The sequence below is a fragment of the Polaromonas sp. P2_G11 genome (assembly GCF_056403595.1).
The window spans coordinates 632,696-649,282 of the sequence record NZ_JBFUFE010000001.1; the positions used below are offsets into that span (position 1 = coordinate 632,696).

Sequence of the window (16,587 nt, forward strand, 5' to 3'; positions counted from 1 at the left end):
ACGAAACCCGGACATCTCCCTCATGAACATCCAACCTGGCTATCTCACGCTGTCCCAGCTTCGGCAAATCCACACCAGGCGTGAAACACTCGCCATTGACCTGTCTGCTGTAGCGGGCATTCGCGCCAGTGCAGCCCTGGTACAGCAGGCGGCACAGGGTGGTGCCGCCGTCTACGGCGTCAACACCGGCTTTGGCAAGCTGGCCAATCAGCGCATAGCGCAGGCCGACCTCGAAATCCTGCAACTTAACCTGCTACGGTCTCACGCCGTGGGTGTGGGCGAGCCCATGCCCGAGCGCGTGGTGCGACTGGTGCTGCTGCTCAAGGCCGCGAGCCTGGCACGCGGTTATTCCGGTGTGCGAGAAGTCGTGATCGATACACTGATAGCGCTCTACAACAAAGGCCTGACGCCGGTGATCCCCTGCCAGGGCTCGGTAGGCGCTTCGGGCGACCTGGCCCCCTTGGCCCACCTGTGCCTGCCACTCATTGGCGAAGGCGAAGTCTTCTACCAAGGTGAGCGCATGGCCGCGGGTGATGCGCTCAAACAGGTATCCATCACGCCGGTGAAGTTGTCGGCCAAGGAAGGCCTGGCGCTGATCAACGGCACTCAGGTCTCGACCGCGCTGGCGCTGGATGCACTGCTCGCCACCGACCGCCTGTTTGAAGCCGCTGTGATCTCGGGCGCCGTCACGCTGGACGCTGCGCGCGGCAGCGACGGCCCGTTTGACCCACGCATCCACGCCGTGCGCGGCCAACCGGGCCAGATCGACTGCGCTGCGGCCTACCGCGCCATCATGGTGGGCAGCGAGATTCGCCGCTCGCACCTCGAAGGCGACGACCGCGTGCAAGACCCTTACTGCCTGCGCTGCCAGCCACAGGTGATGGGTGCCTGCCTGGACCAGATGCGTTACGCCACGCAGGTGCTAATGCGCGAAGCCAATGCCGTGACCGACAACCCGCTGGTGTTTGCTGACGATGCAACGCTGCTCTCCGGGGGGAATTTCCATGCGGAGCCGGTCGCATTGGCTTGCGACGCGCTGGCAGTCGCCATCGCCGAAATCGGAGCCATCACAGAGCGCCGCATCGCCATGCTGGTCGACACCGTAGCCTCGCGCCTGCCGGCCTTTCTGACACCCGAGCCGGGCCTCAATTCCGGCTTCATGATCGTGCATGTCACTGCCGCAGCACTGGCGTCAGAGAACAAATCACTCGCCCACCCGGCCAGCGTGGACAGCCTGCCAACATCGGCCAATCAGGAAGACCATGTGAGTATGGCCACATTCGCGGCGCGCCGGTTGCAACCCATGCTGCGCAACACCGAATACATCGTGGCGATCGAACTGCTGGCTGCCGCACAAGGTATTGAATTTCTGCGACCGCTCAAGAGTTCCACCGTGCTGGAGGGTGTGCTGCAACTGGTGCGCCAGGTCTCGCCGGCCATGATGCATGACCGCAGCCTTGCGCCCGACATGGAGAAGGTGCACCAATTGGTGGCGGGCGGGCTGATTGGTCTGGCCGGTGAAGCGCAAATCACCGAGCTAACGGCCTTGCGGCTGGCATGAAGCCTGCATACAGTAGCGATATCCCAACCCGTTCCCTACAGGAGAAATCTTTCATGAAGAAGCACCTTGCCTTTTCACTGCTGGCCGCTTCGGCCGCACTGGCCACGATGAATGCCCAGGCGCAGGAAACCAAAGTCGCCGTCGGCATCTCGGGGTGGACGGGCTTCGCCCCGTTGACACTGGCCAAGGAAGCCAACATCTTCAAGAAAAACGGGCTCGACGTCTCCATCAAAAAGATTCCGCAAAAAGACCGCCACCTGGCCATTGCCTCGGGTGATGTGCAGTGCGCCGCCACCACGGTAGAAACCTGGGTGGTGTGGAATGCCAACGGCGTGGCTACCACGCAGATCTTCCAGCTCGACAAGAGCTATGGCGCCGACGGCATGGTGGTCAAACCCGCCATCACCAAGATCACCGACCTCAAAGGCAAGACCGTGGCCGCCAGCGCGCCCGGCACCTCGCCTTACTTCGCCCTGGCCTGGATGCTGAAGAAAAACGGCATGAGCACCAAGGATGTGAAGATCGTCAACCTCGAGCCGCAGGCCGCGGCCAACGCCATGATTGCCGGCACCGACGGTGTGGATGCCGCCATGACCTACGAGCCTTACCTGGGTGCGGTGCGCGCCAAGCCAGAGGCTGGCAAGATCCTCGCCACCACGCTGGACTACCCCATGGTGATGGACACATTTGGCTGCACGCCCAAATTCCTGGCAGAAAACCCCAAAGCCGCCAAGGCTCTGGCCGACAGCTACTTTGAGGCTGTCGAGATGATCCAGAAGGAACCCAAGAAGAGCTTCGAGATCATGGGCGCTGACGTGAAGCAGACCGGCGATGCCTTTGAAGCCTCCTCCAAATACCTGCGCTGGCAAGACCGCGCGGCGAATCAGAAATTCTTTGCCGGTGAGCATGCTGCCTTCAGCAAGGAAGCGGCTGACCTGCTGCTCGAAGCCGGCATCATCAAGTCGCTGCCAGACATGACCAAGCTGGCTGACACCCGGTTCATCAAATGAGCTCCCCCCCGAAGCGGCCTTCGGCCGCTCCGCACCGCCGCCAGAGGCGGCGGCTCTTCCGAGCCGTCCAAGCCTGCGCGGGCAGGCTTGGAGCCGCGGCTCTCAGCCCCTCAAGGGGGCGCCACCAGCGGCCCGGCAAAGCCGGTTCCGCGCTGGCCCTGGCGAAGGCAAGCGCCGCTACCAGGTTACGCGCATGAGACCACTCCAACCTGTCACTCCCGGCGCGCGCATCGCGCTGGGTGTGAGCTTCTTCATCCTGTTCTTTGTCGTGTGGGCCATCTTCACGCTGGGGGGCTATGTCTCCAAGACATTCCTGGCGGACCCCATCACCATGGTGAAATCAGGTTACGACCTGCTGGCCAACCAGGGTTTCGCCAAGGACATCGGCATGACGGTCTGGCGGGTGTTGGGCGGCTTTGCGATTGCGGCCTTGCTGGCAGTGCCGCTCGGCGTGATGATGGGCGCCTACAAACCGGTCGAAGCGTTCTTTGAACCCTTTGTGAGCTTCGCACGCTATCTGCCGGCCTCGGCTTTTATTCCGCTACTGATTTTGTGGGCCGGGATTGGTGAGGCACAGAAGCTCGCCGTGATTTTTATCGGCTCCTTCTTTCAACTGGTGTTGATGATTGCCGTGAGTGTCGGCAACACGCGGCGCGACCTGGTCGAGGCGGCCTACACGTTGGGCGCGGCCGACCGCGGCATCGTGGTGCGCGTGCTGCTGCCCAGTGCAGCGCCCGAGATTGCCGAGACCTTGCGCATGGTACTGGGCTGGGCCTGGACCTATGTGATCGTCGCGGAGCTGATAGGCGCGTCCAGCGGCATCGGCCACATGATCACCGACAGCCAGGCACTGCTGGCGACAGACCAGATCATCTTCGGCATCATCGTCATTGGTGTATTCGGCCTGGTCACCGACCTGGCGTTTAAAGCGCTCAATAGAAAACTTTTCCCGTGGGCTCAGTTAGGCCGATGACTTCTTCTTCCTCCACACCGATCCTGACCGTCACCCAGTTGTCGAAAACCTTTGCCGCCAACAAGGGCCCCGGCACCGTCGCGCTGCAAGCCACCGACCTCGCGGTTGCCGAGAACGACTTCATCACCATCCTCGGTCCTTCAGGCTGCGGCAAGTCCACCCTGCTGCGCATGGTCGCCGGGCTGGACATTCCCACAAGCGGCACCATCGTGCTGGACGGCAAACCCATAGCGGGCCCAGGCGCGGACCGCGGCATGGTGTTCCAGAGCTACACGCTCTTTCCGTGGCTCACGATTTTGCAAAACGTCTGCTTTGGCCTGCGGGAAAAAGGCATGCCACTGGAAAAGCAGCACGATATCGCGCACCAATTCATCAAGAAGGTCGGACTGCAGGGATTTGAGAACCATTTCCCCAAACAGCTTTCAGGCGGCATGCAACAACGCACAGCACTCGCTCGTGCCCTTGCCAACAACCCGCGCATCCTGCTGATGGACGAGCCCTTCGGCGCACTGGACCATCAGACGCGTGAGCTGATGCAGGAGCTGCTGCAAGGTATCTGGGAGGCCGAGCAGAAAACCGTGCTGTTCGTGACGCATGACATCGATGAGGCCATCTTTATGGGCAGCCGCGTGGTCGTCATGAGCGCAAGACCAGGCCGCATCAAGTGCGACATTGCGGTGCCCCTGGAGCATCCACGGCATTACTTGGTAAAGACGACACCGGTTTTCACGGATCTCAAGGCAAAACTTACCGAAGAAATCCGCGTCGAAGTGCACCGGGCGGCGGGCCTGCAGGCGCCCGCCGTTTAATCCGTCTGAGTTTTGGGTCGTGCTGCCTGCGTCATGCGCAGGGCGCTGCAAACACCGGCCGTGGCGGCAAAGGCAGCGGCCAGCCAAAGGGCGATCAAGGGACCCTGACCGCCTTCACCGGGACTGGACACGGCAAAAATCATCGCCAGTAAAACCGCGCCCAATGTCTGTCCCGTCAAACGTGCCGTGCCCAGCATGCCGCTGGCGCCGCCGCTGCGGTGTGCGGGCGCCGAGGTGATGATGGTGTGGTTGTTGGGTGACTGAAAGAGGCCGTAGCCGATGCCGCACAGCGCCATTCGCCAGACGATGTCGGCCTGCGCCGGATGCGCGGGCAACACGGCCAGCAACACCAGCCCCAGGCAGAGCATGGCCATGCCAACGCCGCCCAGCAGGCCGCCTGGATAGCGCCCTATAAGCCGGCCCACCAGCGGCGAAGTCACCACAATCGCCAGCGGCCAGGCGGTGAGCAGCAAGCCCGCCTCGAGGTGACTGAAGCCGTAGCTGCCCAGCAGCAAAAAGGGCAGGCAGATATAGGCCAGCGTCTGCGCGCAGAAGGCGCCTATCGACGTGCCCATGGACAGCGCGAACACGGGAATGCGCAGCAAATCAAGCGGAAATAGCGGCACGGGCATGGCCAGCTGGCGGCGCACGTAGATCACGCCGATGACGATTCCGGCGGCCAGCTCGGCCAGCGGCAGCCACAAGGATGATGCCGCACCCGGCACAGCTTCCACGCGTACACCCAGGCCGTCTACGCCCAGGAACACCAGGCCGAACATCAGGGCGTTGAGCACCACATCGACCGGCGAGAGCTTGAGGCTCTCTGCCTTGGCGGTGTTCTCGGGCAGCGCCTTTCGACCCCACCACAACGACATCAGGCCGAACGGCACATTGAGCGCAAACAGCCACGGCCACGAACCGACGGAAAGAATGCCGGCCGCAATCGACGGGCCGGCCACCGAGGCGGTGGCCACCACCAGCGAGTTGATGGCGATGCCGCGGCCGAGCAGGTGTTTTGGGTAGATGAGCCGAACCAGCGCGGTGTTGACGCTCATGAGGCCAGCCGCGCCCAAGCCCTGCAGCACGCGGGCCAGCGCCAGTGTGGTCAATGAATCAGCCAGCGCACAGAGCAGCGAGGCCAGCGTGAACACGGCCATGCCTGCCAGGTAAACGCGACGGTAACCGATGATGTCGCCTAATGTGGCCAGCGGCAGCAAGAGCGCCAGCGTGGCGACCTGGTAGGCGTTGATGACCCAGATGGACTGGGCGGGCGCGGCGTTCAGTTCACGGGCGATGTCCGGCAGCGCCAGGTTAACGATGGTCCCGTCAAGCACCGCCATGACAATACCGAGAACGATGACCAGCAACGCACGCAAGCGTTCGCGAGCGGGCAAACCATCCTGAACAAGCATTGAGACCTTTGGTTGTGGCGGGCGGCAAACAGCTGAATCTCTGGCCGCCGCGAAGCTCTCATTTTAAGAGCGCGACCCCGATGCACGCCGGAGCCGGCGCCCTGTCCCAGTGTGCTCCTTGGATTCTGGGGAACCGACGACGCCAGCCGCATCCCCGTGGCGCAGCCGGCTGCGGCTCTACAAGCGCCGTCACGCCCGCACCACCAGCAGGCTGATTTCTTATGAAAAAAGTAGCCGAAGCCCTTATGTATATTGCGCAAGCAGCTCCTGAATTAATAGCAAATGAGGAACCGGGCGAACAAGCGGGGTGAAGCAAGAGAGGCGCAACAGGAGGGCAAAACGAAAAAACCCGGTGATGCCTCGGCATCCCGGGTGATTCCGGCGGTTTCACGCGCCGTTCTGGAGGAAGGCCTGCCACCCTCGGGTAGCAGGCTCCGCCGCTTACTTCATGCCGAACTTGGCCTTGGCGTCGTTCTGGCAGGTGTCCTTCGGGGCGCCGGTAAGCGCATCGCAACGCTCCTTGGCGGCTTTGTAGTCGGCTTCACGCTTTTCGGCGCTGGCGTCCTTCTTGGCTTCGGTCACTTTTTCAGTCTTGTTCTTGCTGGTGTCGGCTGAGGTCTTGGCGACCTTGGCGTCTTCCTTGGCTTTGACGTGGGCCGCTTTGGCATCTTTCACGCAAACGTCCTTCTCATTGCCTTTCAGGTCGTCGCACTTTTCCTTGGCGGCGTCGTAGGCGGCATCGCCTTTGGCCAGGGCCACCTTTTCGGTGTTGCGCGGGCTGGGCTTGTACTGGGCTTCCAGTTCGGCCTTGGCGACTTTTTCAGCGCCTTTGGCTTCGGCCACGCAGATGTCTTTGGCATTGTCTTTCAAGGTGGCGCACTTGTCGCGGCCGGCTTTGTAGTCGGCCGAGATGCGGTTGCTCTCGGCTTTATGTTCCTCTTTGGTCATAGCCAGGGCCTGGCCGGCAAAAGCACAGGACATCACAGCGGTCAGCATCAGTAATTTGGTTTTCATGGATTTTCCTTTGGATGAGTTGGAGTTATGGATTGGTTATGGATGGACGCTGGAACGCTCAACGGCGGATCAATAGCGCTCAAAAAAATCGGTCGGGTTGCGGTCTTTCCAGGCGGCGACCTGCTTCTCAGCCTCATCCTTGCTGAGGCCGTGGCGCTCCTGGATGCGGCCCAGCAACTGGTCGCGTTTGCCGGCGACTACATCGAGGTCGTCGTCAGTGAGCTTGCCCCACTGTTCTTTGACTTTGCCTTTGAATTGAAGCCAGTTGCCTTCCACGCGGTCCTTGTTCATGGTGTTCTCCTGAACGTCAGTTGATAAATTCGCCCGTCGCACTTATGTCCCATGTCGTCCGGGCGGCATGTTCACACCGTACGCTCGTTCTTTTTCTCCCACCGTAGGCCCCCGTATTTGATGAGCGTAGGCTCATGCTTACAGGCTCGGCGCCGCGCTGCGAGAACGTGCCATTGCGCGAAGAAAAGCAACAAAATTCGCAACGGCTTCCTGGCCGGAACGTAACTGCATGGCACGCCGGCCAGGGCAAGAACTGTTTTTATTTCGACATCAAGGTGGTGGACGGCAGCGACACCAAAGATGAAAAATCGCAGCCCGTGGCGAAGCCTGCGGCTCTGGCGGCCTGATGCAGGAATACCGCTACATCAAGGCCAAGGCCTGAGTGCGGCTGACGGGAAGTGCCTGGTTGCGTTTACTTTGACCGCAGCGTGCGGCTGAGCAGCGCGACGGGCAGCAAACCCACCAGCACCAGCGCCAGCGCGGGCAAGGCGGCCTCACCAAGCCGCTCGTCGCGCGCGAGCTGGTAGGTGATCACGGCCAGGGTGTCGCTGTTGAAGGGCCGCAGCACCAGCGTGGCGGGCAGCTCTTTCATCACATCGACAAACACCAGCAGGCCCGCTGCCGCCACCGAGCGCTTGAGCAGCGGCCAATGAACGCGGCTGAGGATGCCCAGGCCGCTGGTGCCCAGCATGCGCGCGCTGTCGTCAAAGCTGGCCGGGATGCGCGAGTAGCCGCTTTGCAGGCTTTGCAGTGCCACGGCGCTGAAGCGCACCAGGTAAGCCCAGACCACACCGAGGATGGTGGCGGTGACCCAATAGCCCGCGCTGGTCTGCGGCGCAGCGGCCTGCAACCAGCCCACGGGCAGCAGGAGGCCCACCACAATCACCGCGCCGGGCACGGCATAACCCAGACCCGCCAGGTGCACGGCAGCGCGGGTAAGCAGGCCCGGCTGCCGGCGCACCGCAAAGGCCAGGCCCAAGGCAAGCGCGGTGGCCAACAGTGCGCTCAAGCCTGCAAGGCCAATGCTGCTGAGCGTCCAGCCAATGAATTTGTCCCAAAGCAGGTTGTCCCACCCCAGCACCAGCGGGCGCAGCATAAAGAGCACCGGCAACACAAAGCCCAGCGCGATGGGCACGGCGCACACGAGCCAGGCCGAAACGGCGCGCAGGCCGCGCAACTGCACGGGGGCCGCGTCTTGCGCGCCGGCGCGCGCGCCGCGGCCGGTGGCAAAGCGCATGCGCTTTTGCGCGCTGTGCTCTATCCACAGCAGCAGCGCGACGAAGAACAGCAGCACGGTCGCCAGCTGCGCCGCGGCGATGCGGTTGTCCATCGAGAGCCACGCCTTGTAGATGCCGGCGGTGAAGGTCTGGATGCCGAAATAACTGGAGACGCCGAAGTCGGCCAAAGTTTCCATCAGGGCCAGCGCCACGCCGGCGGCCACGGCGGGGCGCGCCAGCGGCAGCGCCACACCACGGATGCGGCGCGACAGCGGTGCGCCCAGCAGGCGTGCGGCTTCCATCAGGTGCACGGCGCGCTCAGACAGCGCCGTGCGCGCAAGCAGGTACACATAGGGGTAGAGCGCGACGGTGAAGACCAGTACGGCACCACCCAGGCTGCGCACCTCGGGCAGCAGCCGGCCCTGCAGGCCGAAGCTGGCGCGCAGCCAGGTCTGCAGCGGACCGGCGTATTGGAGAAAGTCGGTATACGCATAGGCCAACACATAGGCCGGCATGGCCAGCGGCAGCAGCAGGGCCCACTCAAACACCCGGCGCCCCGGGAAGTCAAACAAGGTGACCGTGCTGGCGGTCGCCATGCCTACCACCGCCACACCGAACGCCACACACAGGCACAGCGTCAGCGATGTCCGGGTGTAGTCGGGCAGCACGGTCTGCAGCATCTGCAGCAGGATGGATTGCGCTTCGCCGTTGAACTGCAGCCAGGACAGAGCCACGGCCAACACCGGCAGCGTCAGCAGCCCGACCAGCAAAAACAGCACAACAGAAGGGAAATATCGGCGAAACATGGAGCCCCGGAAAGCCTCAGCAAAAAGGCCTCTCGCGGGAAGGAGCCCTGCCCCCGCCTGCGTTCGCCACGCTTTTGCAGTCAGTCACTGCAAATGAGAATTGTAAGCATCTACAATTACCTGCATGTTTCTGGATATCTCCCAGCTGGGCGTGCATTACGCCGGTCGCACAAAGCCCGCCGTGGACGGCGTGTCGTTCAGCCTTCAGGCCGGGGAAATCGGGGTTCTGATCGGGCCTTCAGGTTGCGGCAAAACCACCTTGCTGCGCGCAGTGGCTGGCCTTGAACGGGCCAATGCTGGCAGCATTACGCTGGCAAAGGATGTGGTGAGCACCGCCGCCTTGCATGTGCCGGCCGAATCCCGCCGCATCGGCATGGTGTTTCAGGACTACGCGCTGTTTCCGCACCTTGATGCTGCGCACAACGTCGCCTTCGGGCTCACTCATCTGACGCCCGCTCAGCGCAAGCAGCGCGTCGGAGACGTGCTGGAGCTGGTCGGCCTGGGCAATGTGCATAAGCGCTTTCCGCATGAGCTTTCGGGCGGCCAGCAGCAACGTGTGGCACTGGCCCGCGCGCTGGCGCCGCAGCCGCGCCTGCTGTTGCTGGACGAGCCGTTTTCCAACCTGGACGTGGACCTGCGCGAGCGCCTGGCGCACGAGGTGCGCGGCATCCTGAAGGCGGCCGGCGCGACGGCGCTGTTCGTCACGCATGATCAGCTCGAAGCTTTTGCCATCGGGGACCGCATCGGCGTGATGCACCAGGGCAAACTGCACCAGTGGGATGAGGCTTATGCGCTGTACCACCGCCCTGCCACCCGATTTGTGGCTGACTTCATCGGCCACGGGGTATTCGCACAAGCGCATATCGAGCAGCGCGGCGACGACGTGGTGGTGCACACCGCGCTGGGTGACCTGACGGACATGCTGGAGTGTCCGCTGCCCGGGGCGTACGCCGGCGGCTTGTGCGATGTGCTGCTGCGTGCCGACGACATCGTGCATGACGACAACGCACCAGTGAAAGCGCAGATCGTGCGCAAGGCGTTTCGCGGCTCGGAGTTTTTGTACACGCTCAAATTGCAGACGGGCGAGACGGTGATGGCGCATGTGCCGTCGCACCACAACCATGCGCTGGGCGAGTGGATAGGCATACGTGCCGAGGTCGACCATGTGGTGACCTTTCCCCGTGAAACCGTTGCTGCGCCCTAGCCGCGCTTAGCTCCGCCGGCCACTTTACCCTTGCGTCTGCCTCAGACGCTCAATATCTTCCCGCAGCGCCTGCGCCCACACCCGGCGGGTCTGGCCTTGCGGGGCCTGCACCTCGCCAAAGGTAACGACCGCCTTGAGCGGCGGCGCAGTCAGGGTGCGCCAAATCGATCCGACCAGGGTTTCGTCATCCACATAACTGGGGGCGAAGCTGGTCGCGCCGCTGGCGGCGTCGATGAACTTCAGTGCCACCGGCTGCACCGGCACAGACGCTTCAATGGCCGCCTGGATAAGGTTGGCGTGAAAGTGCTTGAGGGTGATGCCGTCGCCCGTCGTGCCTTCAGGGAACACCGCCAGGATGTCGCCCGCGCGGAGGCGGTCCGCCATTTGCGTGACGACGCGGTGAGCATCGCGCCGCGACTCGCGCTCGATGTAGAGGGAACCCGCGCCGTCTGACAGCGTGCGCACAAAGGGCCAGTCCCGCACATCCGCCTTGGAGACAAAGCGGCAATGGCGCGAGGCATGCATCACCAGGATGTCCAGCCACGAAATATGGTTGGCCACCAGCAACACCGGGCCGGTGGCCGGCGGCGTGCCATTGACCACCAGTTCAATGCCCACGATGCACAGCATGGCCCCGGCCCATGCCTGTACGCGGGCCTCCTGCTCAGCCTGGGGAAGTTTGGGGAAAGCAGTCTTGATCGTCCAGAAACCCTGGACGGCATGCACGATGGCGCGCAACAAGGTCCCACAAAAGTGAAGCCATTTCATACGGAAGCAGCGCCTCAGTGTGAAGCGTCAGGAGCTTCATAAGCGAGCTGTCCGCCCACGATCGTCCAGCGCACGCGCGCAGGCATCTGGTGGCCCGAGAACGGTGTGTGCTTGCCCTGGCTGCGCAAGGCGGCGGGCTCGACTGTCCATTCACCGGCGGGGTCAAATATGCAGATATCGGCCACGCCGCCTTTAACGAGCTGCCCCGCGCTGGCCTGCAGCGTGCCAAGCGCATTGCCCAGCACCCGCGCGGGTTCACTCGTAAGCACCGCCAGTGCGCGCTGCAGACCAGCATCGCTGTCAGTACCCCATTTGCAGGCCAGGCCCAGCAGCAACTCAAGCCCTGTGGCGCCCGGCTCGGCTTCGGCAAAGGGCAAAGTCTTGGCGTCTTCGTCAACAGGCGTGTGGTCAGACACCAGCGCGTCGATGGTGCCGTCGGCCAGGCCCTGGCGGATGGCGTCGCGGTCGCGCTGCTGGCGCAGTGGCGGGTCCAGCCGCATTCGGCTGTCGAAGTAACCGATGTCCACATCGGTCAGGTGCAGGCTGTTGATGCTGACATCGCAAGTCACGGCCAGGCCTTCTGCCTTGGCCTTGGCCACGAGTGCCACGCCTGCGGCGCTGCTGATGCGGCACAGGTGCACGCGCGCGCCGGTGGCACGCACCAGCTCGAAGATGGTGTGAAGCGCGATGGTTTCGGCGGCGACGGACACGCCGCTCAACCCCAGGCGTGTAGCCAGCGGGCCGCTGGCAGCGACGCCGCTGCCCAGGTACATCTCTTGCGGGCGCAGCCAGACGGTGTAGCCGAAGGTCGAGGCGTATTGCAGGGCGCGCATCATGACTTGCGTGTTGGCCAGCGGCACCTCTGCCTGGCTGAAGCCTACGCAGCCCGACTCCGTCAGCTCGACCATCTCGGTCAGCGTCTCACCCTTGAGCGCACGCGTGAGCGCACCCAGCGGGAACACGCGCGACTGGTGCAGCTTCTCGGCGCGGAACTTGAGCATTTCAACGAGGCCGGGCTCGTCGAGTACCGGGTCGGTGTCGGGCGGGCAGACCAGGCTTGTGACGCCGCCGGCCACAGCCGCGGCGAGTTCGCTTTCGAGCATGCCTTCGTGCTCGTGGCCGGGCTCACGCAGACGGGCCGACAGGTCGATCAGGCCAGGAGCCACGACGCAGCCAGTGGCGTCAATGGTTTTGTTGGGTGCGAAATCGGCGGGGTTGCTTTTGAGCGAAACAATGCGGCCCGCGGCAATTGCCACGTCGCAGATTTCGTCGAACTTGGAAGCCGGGTCGATGACGCGGCCGTTCTTGATGAGTATTTTCATTCTTTTTTCTCCGCGTTCAGGCTTCATTCCCAGCAACGATGCTCATCACCGCCATTCGGACTGCGATGCCAAAAGTCACTTGCGGCAGGATCACACTCTGCGTGCCGTCGACAACGGCGGAATCAATTTCCACACCGCGGTTGATGGGCCCCGGGTGCATGACGATGGCGTCGGGCTTGGCCAGTTTTAATTTTTCGGTGGTGAGGCCGAAGCTCTTGAAGAACTCCTGGCTGCTGGGCAATAACGCGCCGGACATGCGTTCGTTCTGCAGCCGGAGCATGATGATTACGTCGGCATCCTTGATACCTTCTTCAAGCGTATTGCAGACACGCACGCCCATCTGCGCCATGTCGGCGGGCACCAGGGTCTTGGGGCCGACCACGCGCACTTCGGGGCAGCCCAGCGTAGTGAGTGCGTGGATGTCGGAACGCGCCACGCGCGAGTGCAGCACGTCACCGACGATGGCGACCGTGAGCTTGCTGAAATCTTTCTTGTAGTGCCGGATGGTGTACATGTCGAGCAGGCCCTGCGTGGGGTGCGCGTGGCGGCCGTCGCCGGCATTAATGACGTGCACATGCGGTGCGACGTGCTGGGCAATCAGGTAGGGTGCGCCCGATTCGCTGTGACGCACCACAAAAAGATCGGCGGCCATGGCGCTCAGGTTGGCGATGGTGTCGAGCAGCGACTCGCCCTTGGAGGCCGATGAGCGCGCGATGTCCAGGTTGATGACATCGGCCGACAGCCGCGTGGCGGCGATTTCGAAGGTGGTGCGGGTGCGGGTGGAGTTTTCAAAGAAAAGATTGAAGACACTCTTGCCGCGCAGCAGCGGGACTTTTTTGACTTCGCGGTTGTTGACGCTGACGAAGTTGGCGGCGGTGTCGAGGATCTGCGTCAAGGTAGCCTTGGGCAGGCCTTCAATCGACAGCAGGTGGATCAGCTCGCCGTTTTTGTTGAGTTGCGGATTTCGTCGATACAGCATGTGATGGACTCCTTGGGGTCTCTTGGTTTTTTGGGGGTGGCCTGGCAGTAATAGTGATGGTGACGATCAGCCCTGAACCTGGAAGCTGAACTTGCCGTCCTCTGCGCGGGCCAGCTCAAGCGACTGCGAGGCGGGCAAGGCCACGCGCGCCACCGCCAGGTCGGGCTGCACCGGCAGCTCGCGCCCGCCGCGGTCTACCAGTACGACCAGCTTGACGCTGGCGGGCCGGCCGTAGTCAAACAATTCGTTGAGAACGGCGCGTATGGTGCGTCCGGTGTAGAGCACGTCGTCGACCACGACGAGGTGAGCGCCGTTCACGTCAAAGGGCAGCAAAGTCTGCCCACTGGAGGCCAGTCCCCGCTGCGAGAAATCGTCGCGGTGCATGGAGGAAGACAGCACACCGGCCTCGCCCTCCAGGCCCAGGTCTTTTTGCAGGCGCTGCGCCAGCCAGGCGCCGCCGGAGGCCACGCCGACCAGCTTGGGCGGCAAGGGATAGGACGCCAGTTGCTGGCGCATGCTGCGCAGCAGGTCGCTGTATAGCGCCTCGGCGTCAAGGGTCAGGCTGCTCATGGGAAACTCCTTAAAAACTGCTCGAGGATGATGCAGGCCGAGGCCGCATCGGCATCCGCTGCGCCGCCGGCGAGTGCCTCGGTGGTGCTGTAGCGCTCATCCACCTCAAAGACCTGGAGGCCGAAGCGCCCGCGAAGCTGACGGGCGAACTTCTGCGCCCGCGCGGTATTGTCGTGGCTGGCACCGTCGGGGTGAAAGGGCACGCCGACGACGAGGGCGTCGGGCTGCCACTCCTTGATGCGCGTCTCGACGGCCTTGAGGCGGGCGTCGCTGCCTTCAGCGTTGATGGTGGGCTGGGGGGTGGCGGTACGGGTCAGCACGTTGCCGGTGGCAACGCCGGTGCGCTTGAGACCGAAGTCGAAAGCCAGAAAGGTTTGGAGGCCAGTGGCCCGAGGGGAAGGCATGGCCGCAAGGCTCATGCGTGACCGGCCTCGGGAGAGAGCATCCAGCTTTGCAGGCCCAGCAGCATGAGCGCCTTGTCGTAGCGTTGCTCTACCGGTGTGTCGAAAATCACACCGACGTCGGCTGCGACCGTGAGCCAGCTGTTGTCCGAGATTTCCGATTCCAGCTGGCCTTCACCCCAGGCCGAATATCCAAGGGAGACAAACACCCTGCGCGGGCCGGCGCCCGTGGAGAGCGCTTCCAGCACGTCTTTGGAGGTGGTCATTTCGAGGCCGCCGGGGATCGTCATCGTCGAGGCATAGACCGATTCGTTGCCCGGCATCATGGATTCGTGGAGAACAAAGCCCCGTTCGGTCTGGACCGGGCCGCCCTGGAATACCGGGGACTGGGTCAGGTCGTCGCGCCGCAGAGGCAACTCGACCTTGTCGAACAGGTTCTTGAGATTGATATCGCTGGGCTTGTTGATGACCAGCCCCAGCGCACCCCGGTCGCTGTGTTCGCACATGTACACCACGCTCTTGGCAAAAGCTTCATCATCCATCCCCGGCATGGCAATGAGGAAGTGGTGCGTGAGGTTGATCGATGCAGAATCCGTGGCCATGGCGGGATTTTACGCCGGACGGGACGGCGCGGGGAGCCCACCCTGCCGGCCACCCGCCAATTCGCGGGGGATCTACGGCCGGATAGCTGCTTTTCGCTACGATGGCCGGATGCACAAGAAGTATGAAACGGGGTTGATGTGGTTCAGGCGCGACCTGCGGGTTCAGGACAACGCTGCTCTGTACCACGCGCTAAAGGCATGTAAGCAGGTGTATTGCGCATTTGTTTTTGACAAAACCATTCTGGAGGTTTTGCCCCGAACTGACCGCCGCGTGGAATTCATACAGGAATCGGTACTGAGCCTGGATGGCCAACTGCAGAGGCTGGGCGCAGCGGCTGGCAGCCTCGGCGCCGGCCTGTTGACGGCCCATCACGGTGCCGTGGACGCGGTGGTGCGGCTGGCGGCAGAGCTGGGCGCCGATGCCGTCTTTGCCAATCACGATGATGAGCCGCAGTCGCTGGCGCGCGACGCTGCAGTACAGGCGGCGCTCGAGGCCGGGGGCAAGGCCTTTTACAGCTTCAAGGACCACGTTATTTTTGAGCGCCAGGAGGTGCTGACCTTGGCGGGCAAGCCTTACACCGTGTTCACGCCTTACAAAAATGCCTGGCTGAAGAAGGTGGACGATTTTTACCTCAAAGCTTATCCCGTCGAAAAGTACGGTACGGCCTTGGCACCGGTATCGGCAAGCAGGCGCCCTGTCCCATCGCTGGGCGAGCTGGGGTTTCAGGCCAGCAACCTGTCGGCACTGAAAATCCCCACGGGCAGTGAAGGCGGTGCCCGGCTTTTGGGGGATTTCGTTGGCCGCATGGCGCAATACAAGGAGGTACGAGACTTCCCTGCCGTCAAGGGCCCGAGTTACCTGGGTGTGCACCTTCGGTTCGGCACGGTGTCGATACGGCACATGGCTGCGTTGGCTTTGAACGCTGCAAATCGAGGGAATGAAGGTGCCGCCACCTGGCTCAGCGAATTGATCTGGCGTGATTTTTATGCGCAGATCCTTGCCAATTTTCCGCACGCCGTCGGGAGCGCGTTCAAGCCGGACTATGACGCGATACAGTGGGAGAGCGGGGACAAAGCCCAAGTGCTTTTCCAGGCCTGGTGCGAAGGCCGGACGGGCTACCCGCTGGTGGACGCGGCAATGGCCCAGATTAATCAGACGGGCTATATGCACAACCGCCTGCGCATGGTGACTGCCAGTTTTCTGGTGAAAGACCTCGGCATCGACTGGCGTTGGGGCGAACGCTACTTTGCCGAAAAGCTCAACGACTTTGACCTGTCAGCCAACAACGGGGGCTGGCAGTGGGCGGCAAGCACGGGTTGTGACGCGCAGCCTTATTTCCGCATCTTCAACCCGGTCAGCCAGAGCGAGAGGTTCGACTCTGACGGGAAATTTATCCGCAAATACCTCCCAGTGCTGGCACAGCTGCCAGACAAGGCGCTACACAGCCCCTGGCTTGCGAAACCGCTGGAGCTGGCCGCCGCGGGCGTGGTGTTGGGCCAAAACTACCCGATGCCCATCGTGCAGCACGACGAAGCGCGGGCGCTGACCCTGCAGCGCTATGCGGTCGTAAAAAAGGCCTGAGAGAAACTCTCAGGCCTTGCTATTATTTTAGGAGCTGCTTGCGCACGTCCTACCTAGGCTACAGGC

Annotated in this window: 17 protein-coding genes; 7 read left to right on the forward strand and 10 right to left on the reverse strand. The window is 62.9% G+C overall.

Features of this window, described 5'->3' with window-relative positions; translation table 11 throughout:
- The first annotated feature begins 22 nt into the window (after positions 1-22).
- The 4 genes from hutH (at position 23) to AC1DWQ_RS03190 (ending at position 4,353) form a co-directional block, all read left to right on the forward strand.
- Positions 23-1,561, forward strand: a complete 1,539-nt coding sequence (gene hutH, locus AC1DWQ_RS03175) for a histidine ammonia-lyase (protein ID WP_477668328.1) — start codon at positions 23-25, stop codon at positions 1,559-1,561.
- Between the two features lie 53 nt (positions 1,562-1,614).
- Positions 1,615-2,571: an ABC transporter substrate-binding protein gene (locus tag AC1DWQ_RS03180; RefSeq protein WP_477668329.1), complete on the forward strand. Its 957-nt coding sequence runs from the start codon at positions 1,615-1,617 to the stop codon at positions 2,569-2,571.
- 193 nt (positions 2,572-2,764) lie between these two features.
- Entirely contained in the window at positions 2,765-3,544 is a 780-nt protein-coding gene (locus AC1DWQ_RS03185) for an ABC transporter permease (RefSeq protein ID WP_477668330.1), read from the forward strand.
- Positions 3,541-4,353, forward strand: a complete 813-nt coding sequence (locus AC1DWQ_RS03190) for an ABC transporter ATP-binding protein (RefSeq protein ID WP_477668331.1) — start codon at positions 3,541-3,543, stop codon at positions 4,351-4,353. Before AC1DWQ_RS03185 ends, AC1DWQ_RS03190 begins: the two co-directional genes overlap by 4 nt.
- On the opposite strand, the gene AC1DWQ_RS03195 is transcribed toward AC1DWQ_RS03190, so the two are convergent.
- From AC1DWQ_RS03195 to AC1DWQ_RS03205, 3 genes are all read right to left on the reverse strand, one after another.
- Positions 4,350-5,765 (reverse strand): MFS transporter, encoded by a 1,416-nt coding sequence (locus tag AC1DWQ_RS03195; protein WP_477668332.1) that lies wholly within the window; start codon positions 5,763-5,765, stop codon positions 4,350-4,352. The two genes, AC1DWQ_RS03190 and AC1DWQ_RS03195, sit on opposite strands and share 4 nt — an antisense overlap.
- A gap of 441 nt (positions 5,766-6,206) precedes the next feature.
- Positions 6,207-6,779 (reverse strand): hypothetical protein, encoded by a 573-nt coding sequence (locus AC1DWQ_RS03200; RefSeq protein ID WP_477668333.1) that lies wholly within the window; start codon positions 6,777-6,779, stop codon positions 6,207-6,209.
- A 69-nt stretch (positions 6,780-6,848) separates the two neighbouring features.
- On the reverse strand, positions 6,849-7,070 hold the full coding sequence (locus AC1DWQ_RS03205) for a CsbD family protein (protein WP_477668334.1): 222 nt from the start codon (positions 7,068-7,070) through the stop codon (positions 6,849-6,851).
- A gap of 134 nt (positions 7,071-7,204) precedes the next feature.
- Here AC1DWQ_RS03205 and AC1DWQ_RS03210 point away from each other — a divergent pair, with 134 nt between their 5' ends.
- A complete protein-coding gene (locus AC1DWQ_RS03210) occupies positions 7,205-7,417 on the forward strand; it encodes a hypothetical protein (RefSeq protein ID WP_477668335.1) in 213 nt (70 codons plus the stop codon).
- 65 nt (positions 7,418-7,482) lie between these two features.
- Here AC1DWQ_RS03210 and AC1DWQ_RS03215 read toward each other — a convergent pair whose 3' ends face one another.
- Positions 7,483-9,093, reverse strand: coding sequence for an ABC transporter permease (locus AC1DWQ_RS03215; protein WP_477668336.1), 1,611 nt, complete (start codon positions 9,091-9,093; stop codon positions 7,483-7,485).
- A gap of 124 nt (positions 9,094-9,217) precedes the next feature.
- Here AC1DWQ_RS03215 and AC1DWQ_RS03220 point away from each other — a divergent pair, with 124 nt between their 5' ends.
- Complete coding sequence (locus tag AC1DWQ_RS03220) at positions 9,218-10,297, forward strand: ABC transporter ATP-binding protein (protein WP_477668337.1); 1,080 nt, start codon at positions 9,218-9,220, stop codon at positions 10,295-10,297.
- Positions 10,298-10,321: 24 nt separating this feature from the next.
- Here AC1DWQ_RS03220 and AC1DWQ_RS03225 read toward each other — a convergent pair whose 3' ends face one another.
- From AC1DWQ_RS03225 to AC1DWQ_RS03250, 6 genes are all read right to left on the reverse strand, one after another.
- The gene (locus AC1DWQ_RS03225) at positions 10,322-11,065 is read right to left on the reverse strand and encodes a lysophospholipid acyltransferase family protein (RefSeq protein WP_477668338.1); all 744 of its coding nucleotides are present in this window, start codon (positions 11,063-11,065) and stop codon (positions 10,322-10,324) included.
- Positions 11,066-11,079: 14 nt separating this feature from the next.
- Positions 11,080-12,387 (reverse strand): dihydroorotase, encoded by a 1,308-nt coding sequence (locus AC1DWQ_RS03230; RefSeq protein ID WP_477668339.1) that lies wholly within the window; start codon positions 12,385-12,387, stop codon positions 11,080-11,082.
- A gap of 16 nt (positions 12,388-12,403) precedes the next feature.
- On the reverse strand, positions 12,404-13,366 hold the full coding sequence (locus tag AC1DWQ_RS03235) for an aspartate carbamoyltransferase catalytic subunit (protein WP_477668340.1): 963 nt from the start codon (positions 13,364-13,366) through the stop codon (positions 12,404-12,406).
- A gap of 66 nt (positions 13,367-13,432) precedes the next feature.
- Complete coding sequence (pyrR, locus tag AC1DWQ_RS03240) at positions 13,433-13,936, reverse strand: bifunctional pyr operon transcriptional regulator/uracil phosphoribosyltransferase PyrR (protein WP_477668341.1); 504 nt, start codon at positions 13,934-13,936, stop codon at positions 13,433-13,435.
- A complete protein-coding gene (ruvX, locus tag AC1DWQ_RS03245) occupies positions 13,933-14,355 on the reverse strand; it encodes a Holliday junction resolvase RuvX (RefSeq protein ID WP_477668342.1) in 423 nt (140 codons plus the stop codon). Before ruvX ends, pyrR begins: the two co-directional genes overlap by 4 nt.
- Positions 14,352-14,939, reverse strand: coding sequence for a YqgE/AlgH family protein (locus AC1DWQ_RS03250; protein ID WP_457281035.1), 588 nt, complete (start codon positions 14,937-14,939; stop codon positions 14,352-14,354). Before AC1DWQ_RS03250 ends, ruvX begins: the two co-directional genes overlap by 4 nt.
- 109 nt (positions 14,940-15,048) lie before the next feature.
- Here AC1DWQ_RS03250 and AC1DWQ_RS03255 point away from each other — a divergent pair, with 109 nt between their 5' ends.
- Positions 15,049-16,521: a cryptochrome/photolyase family protein gene (locus AC1DWQ_RS03255; RefSeq protein ID WP_477668343.1), complete on the forward strand. Its 1,473-nt coding sequence runs from the start codon at positions 15,049-15,051 to the stop codon at positions 16,519-16,521.
- The last annotated feature ends 66 nt before the right edge of the window (positions 16,522-16,587 follow it).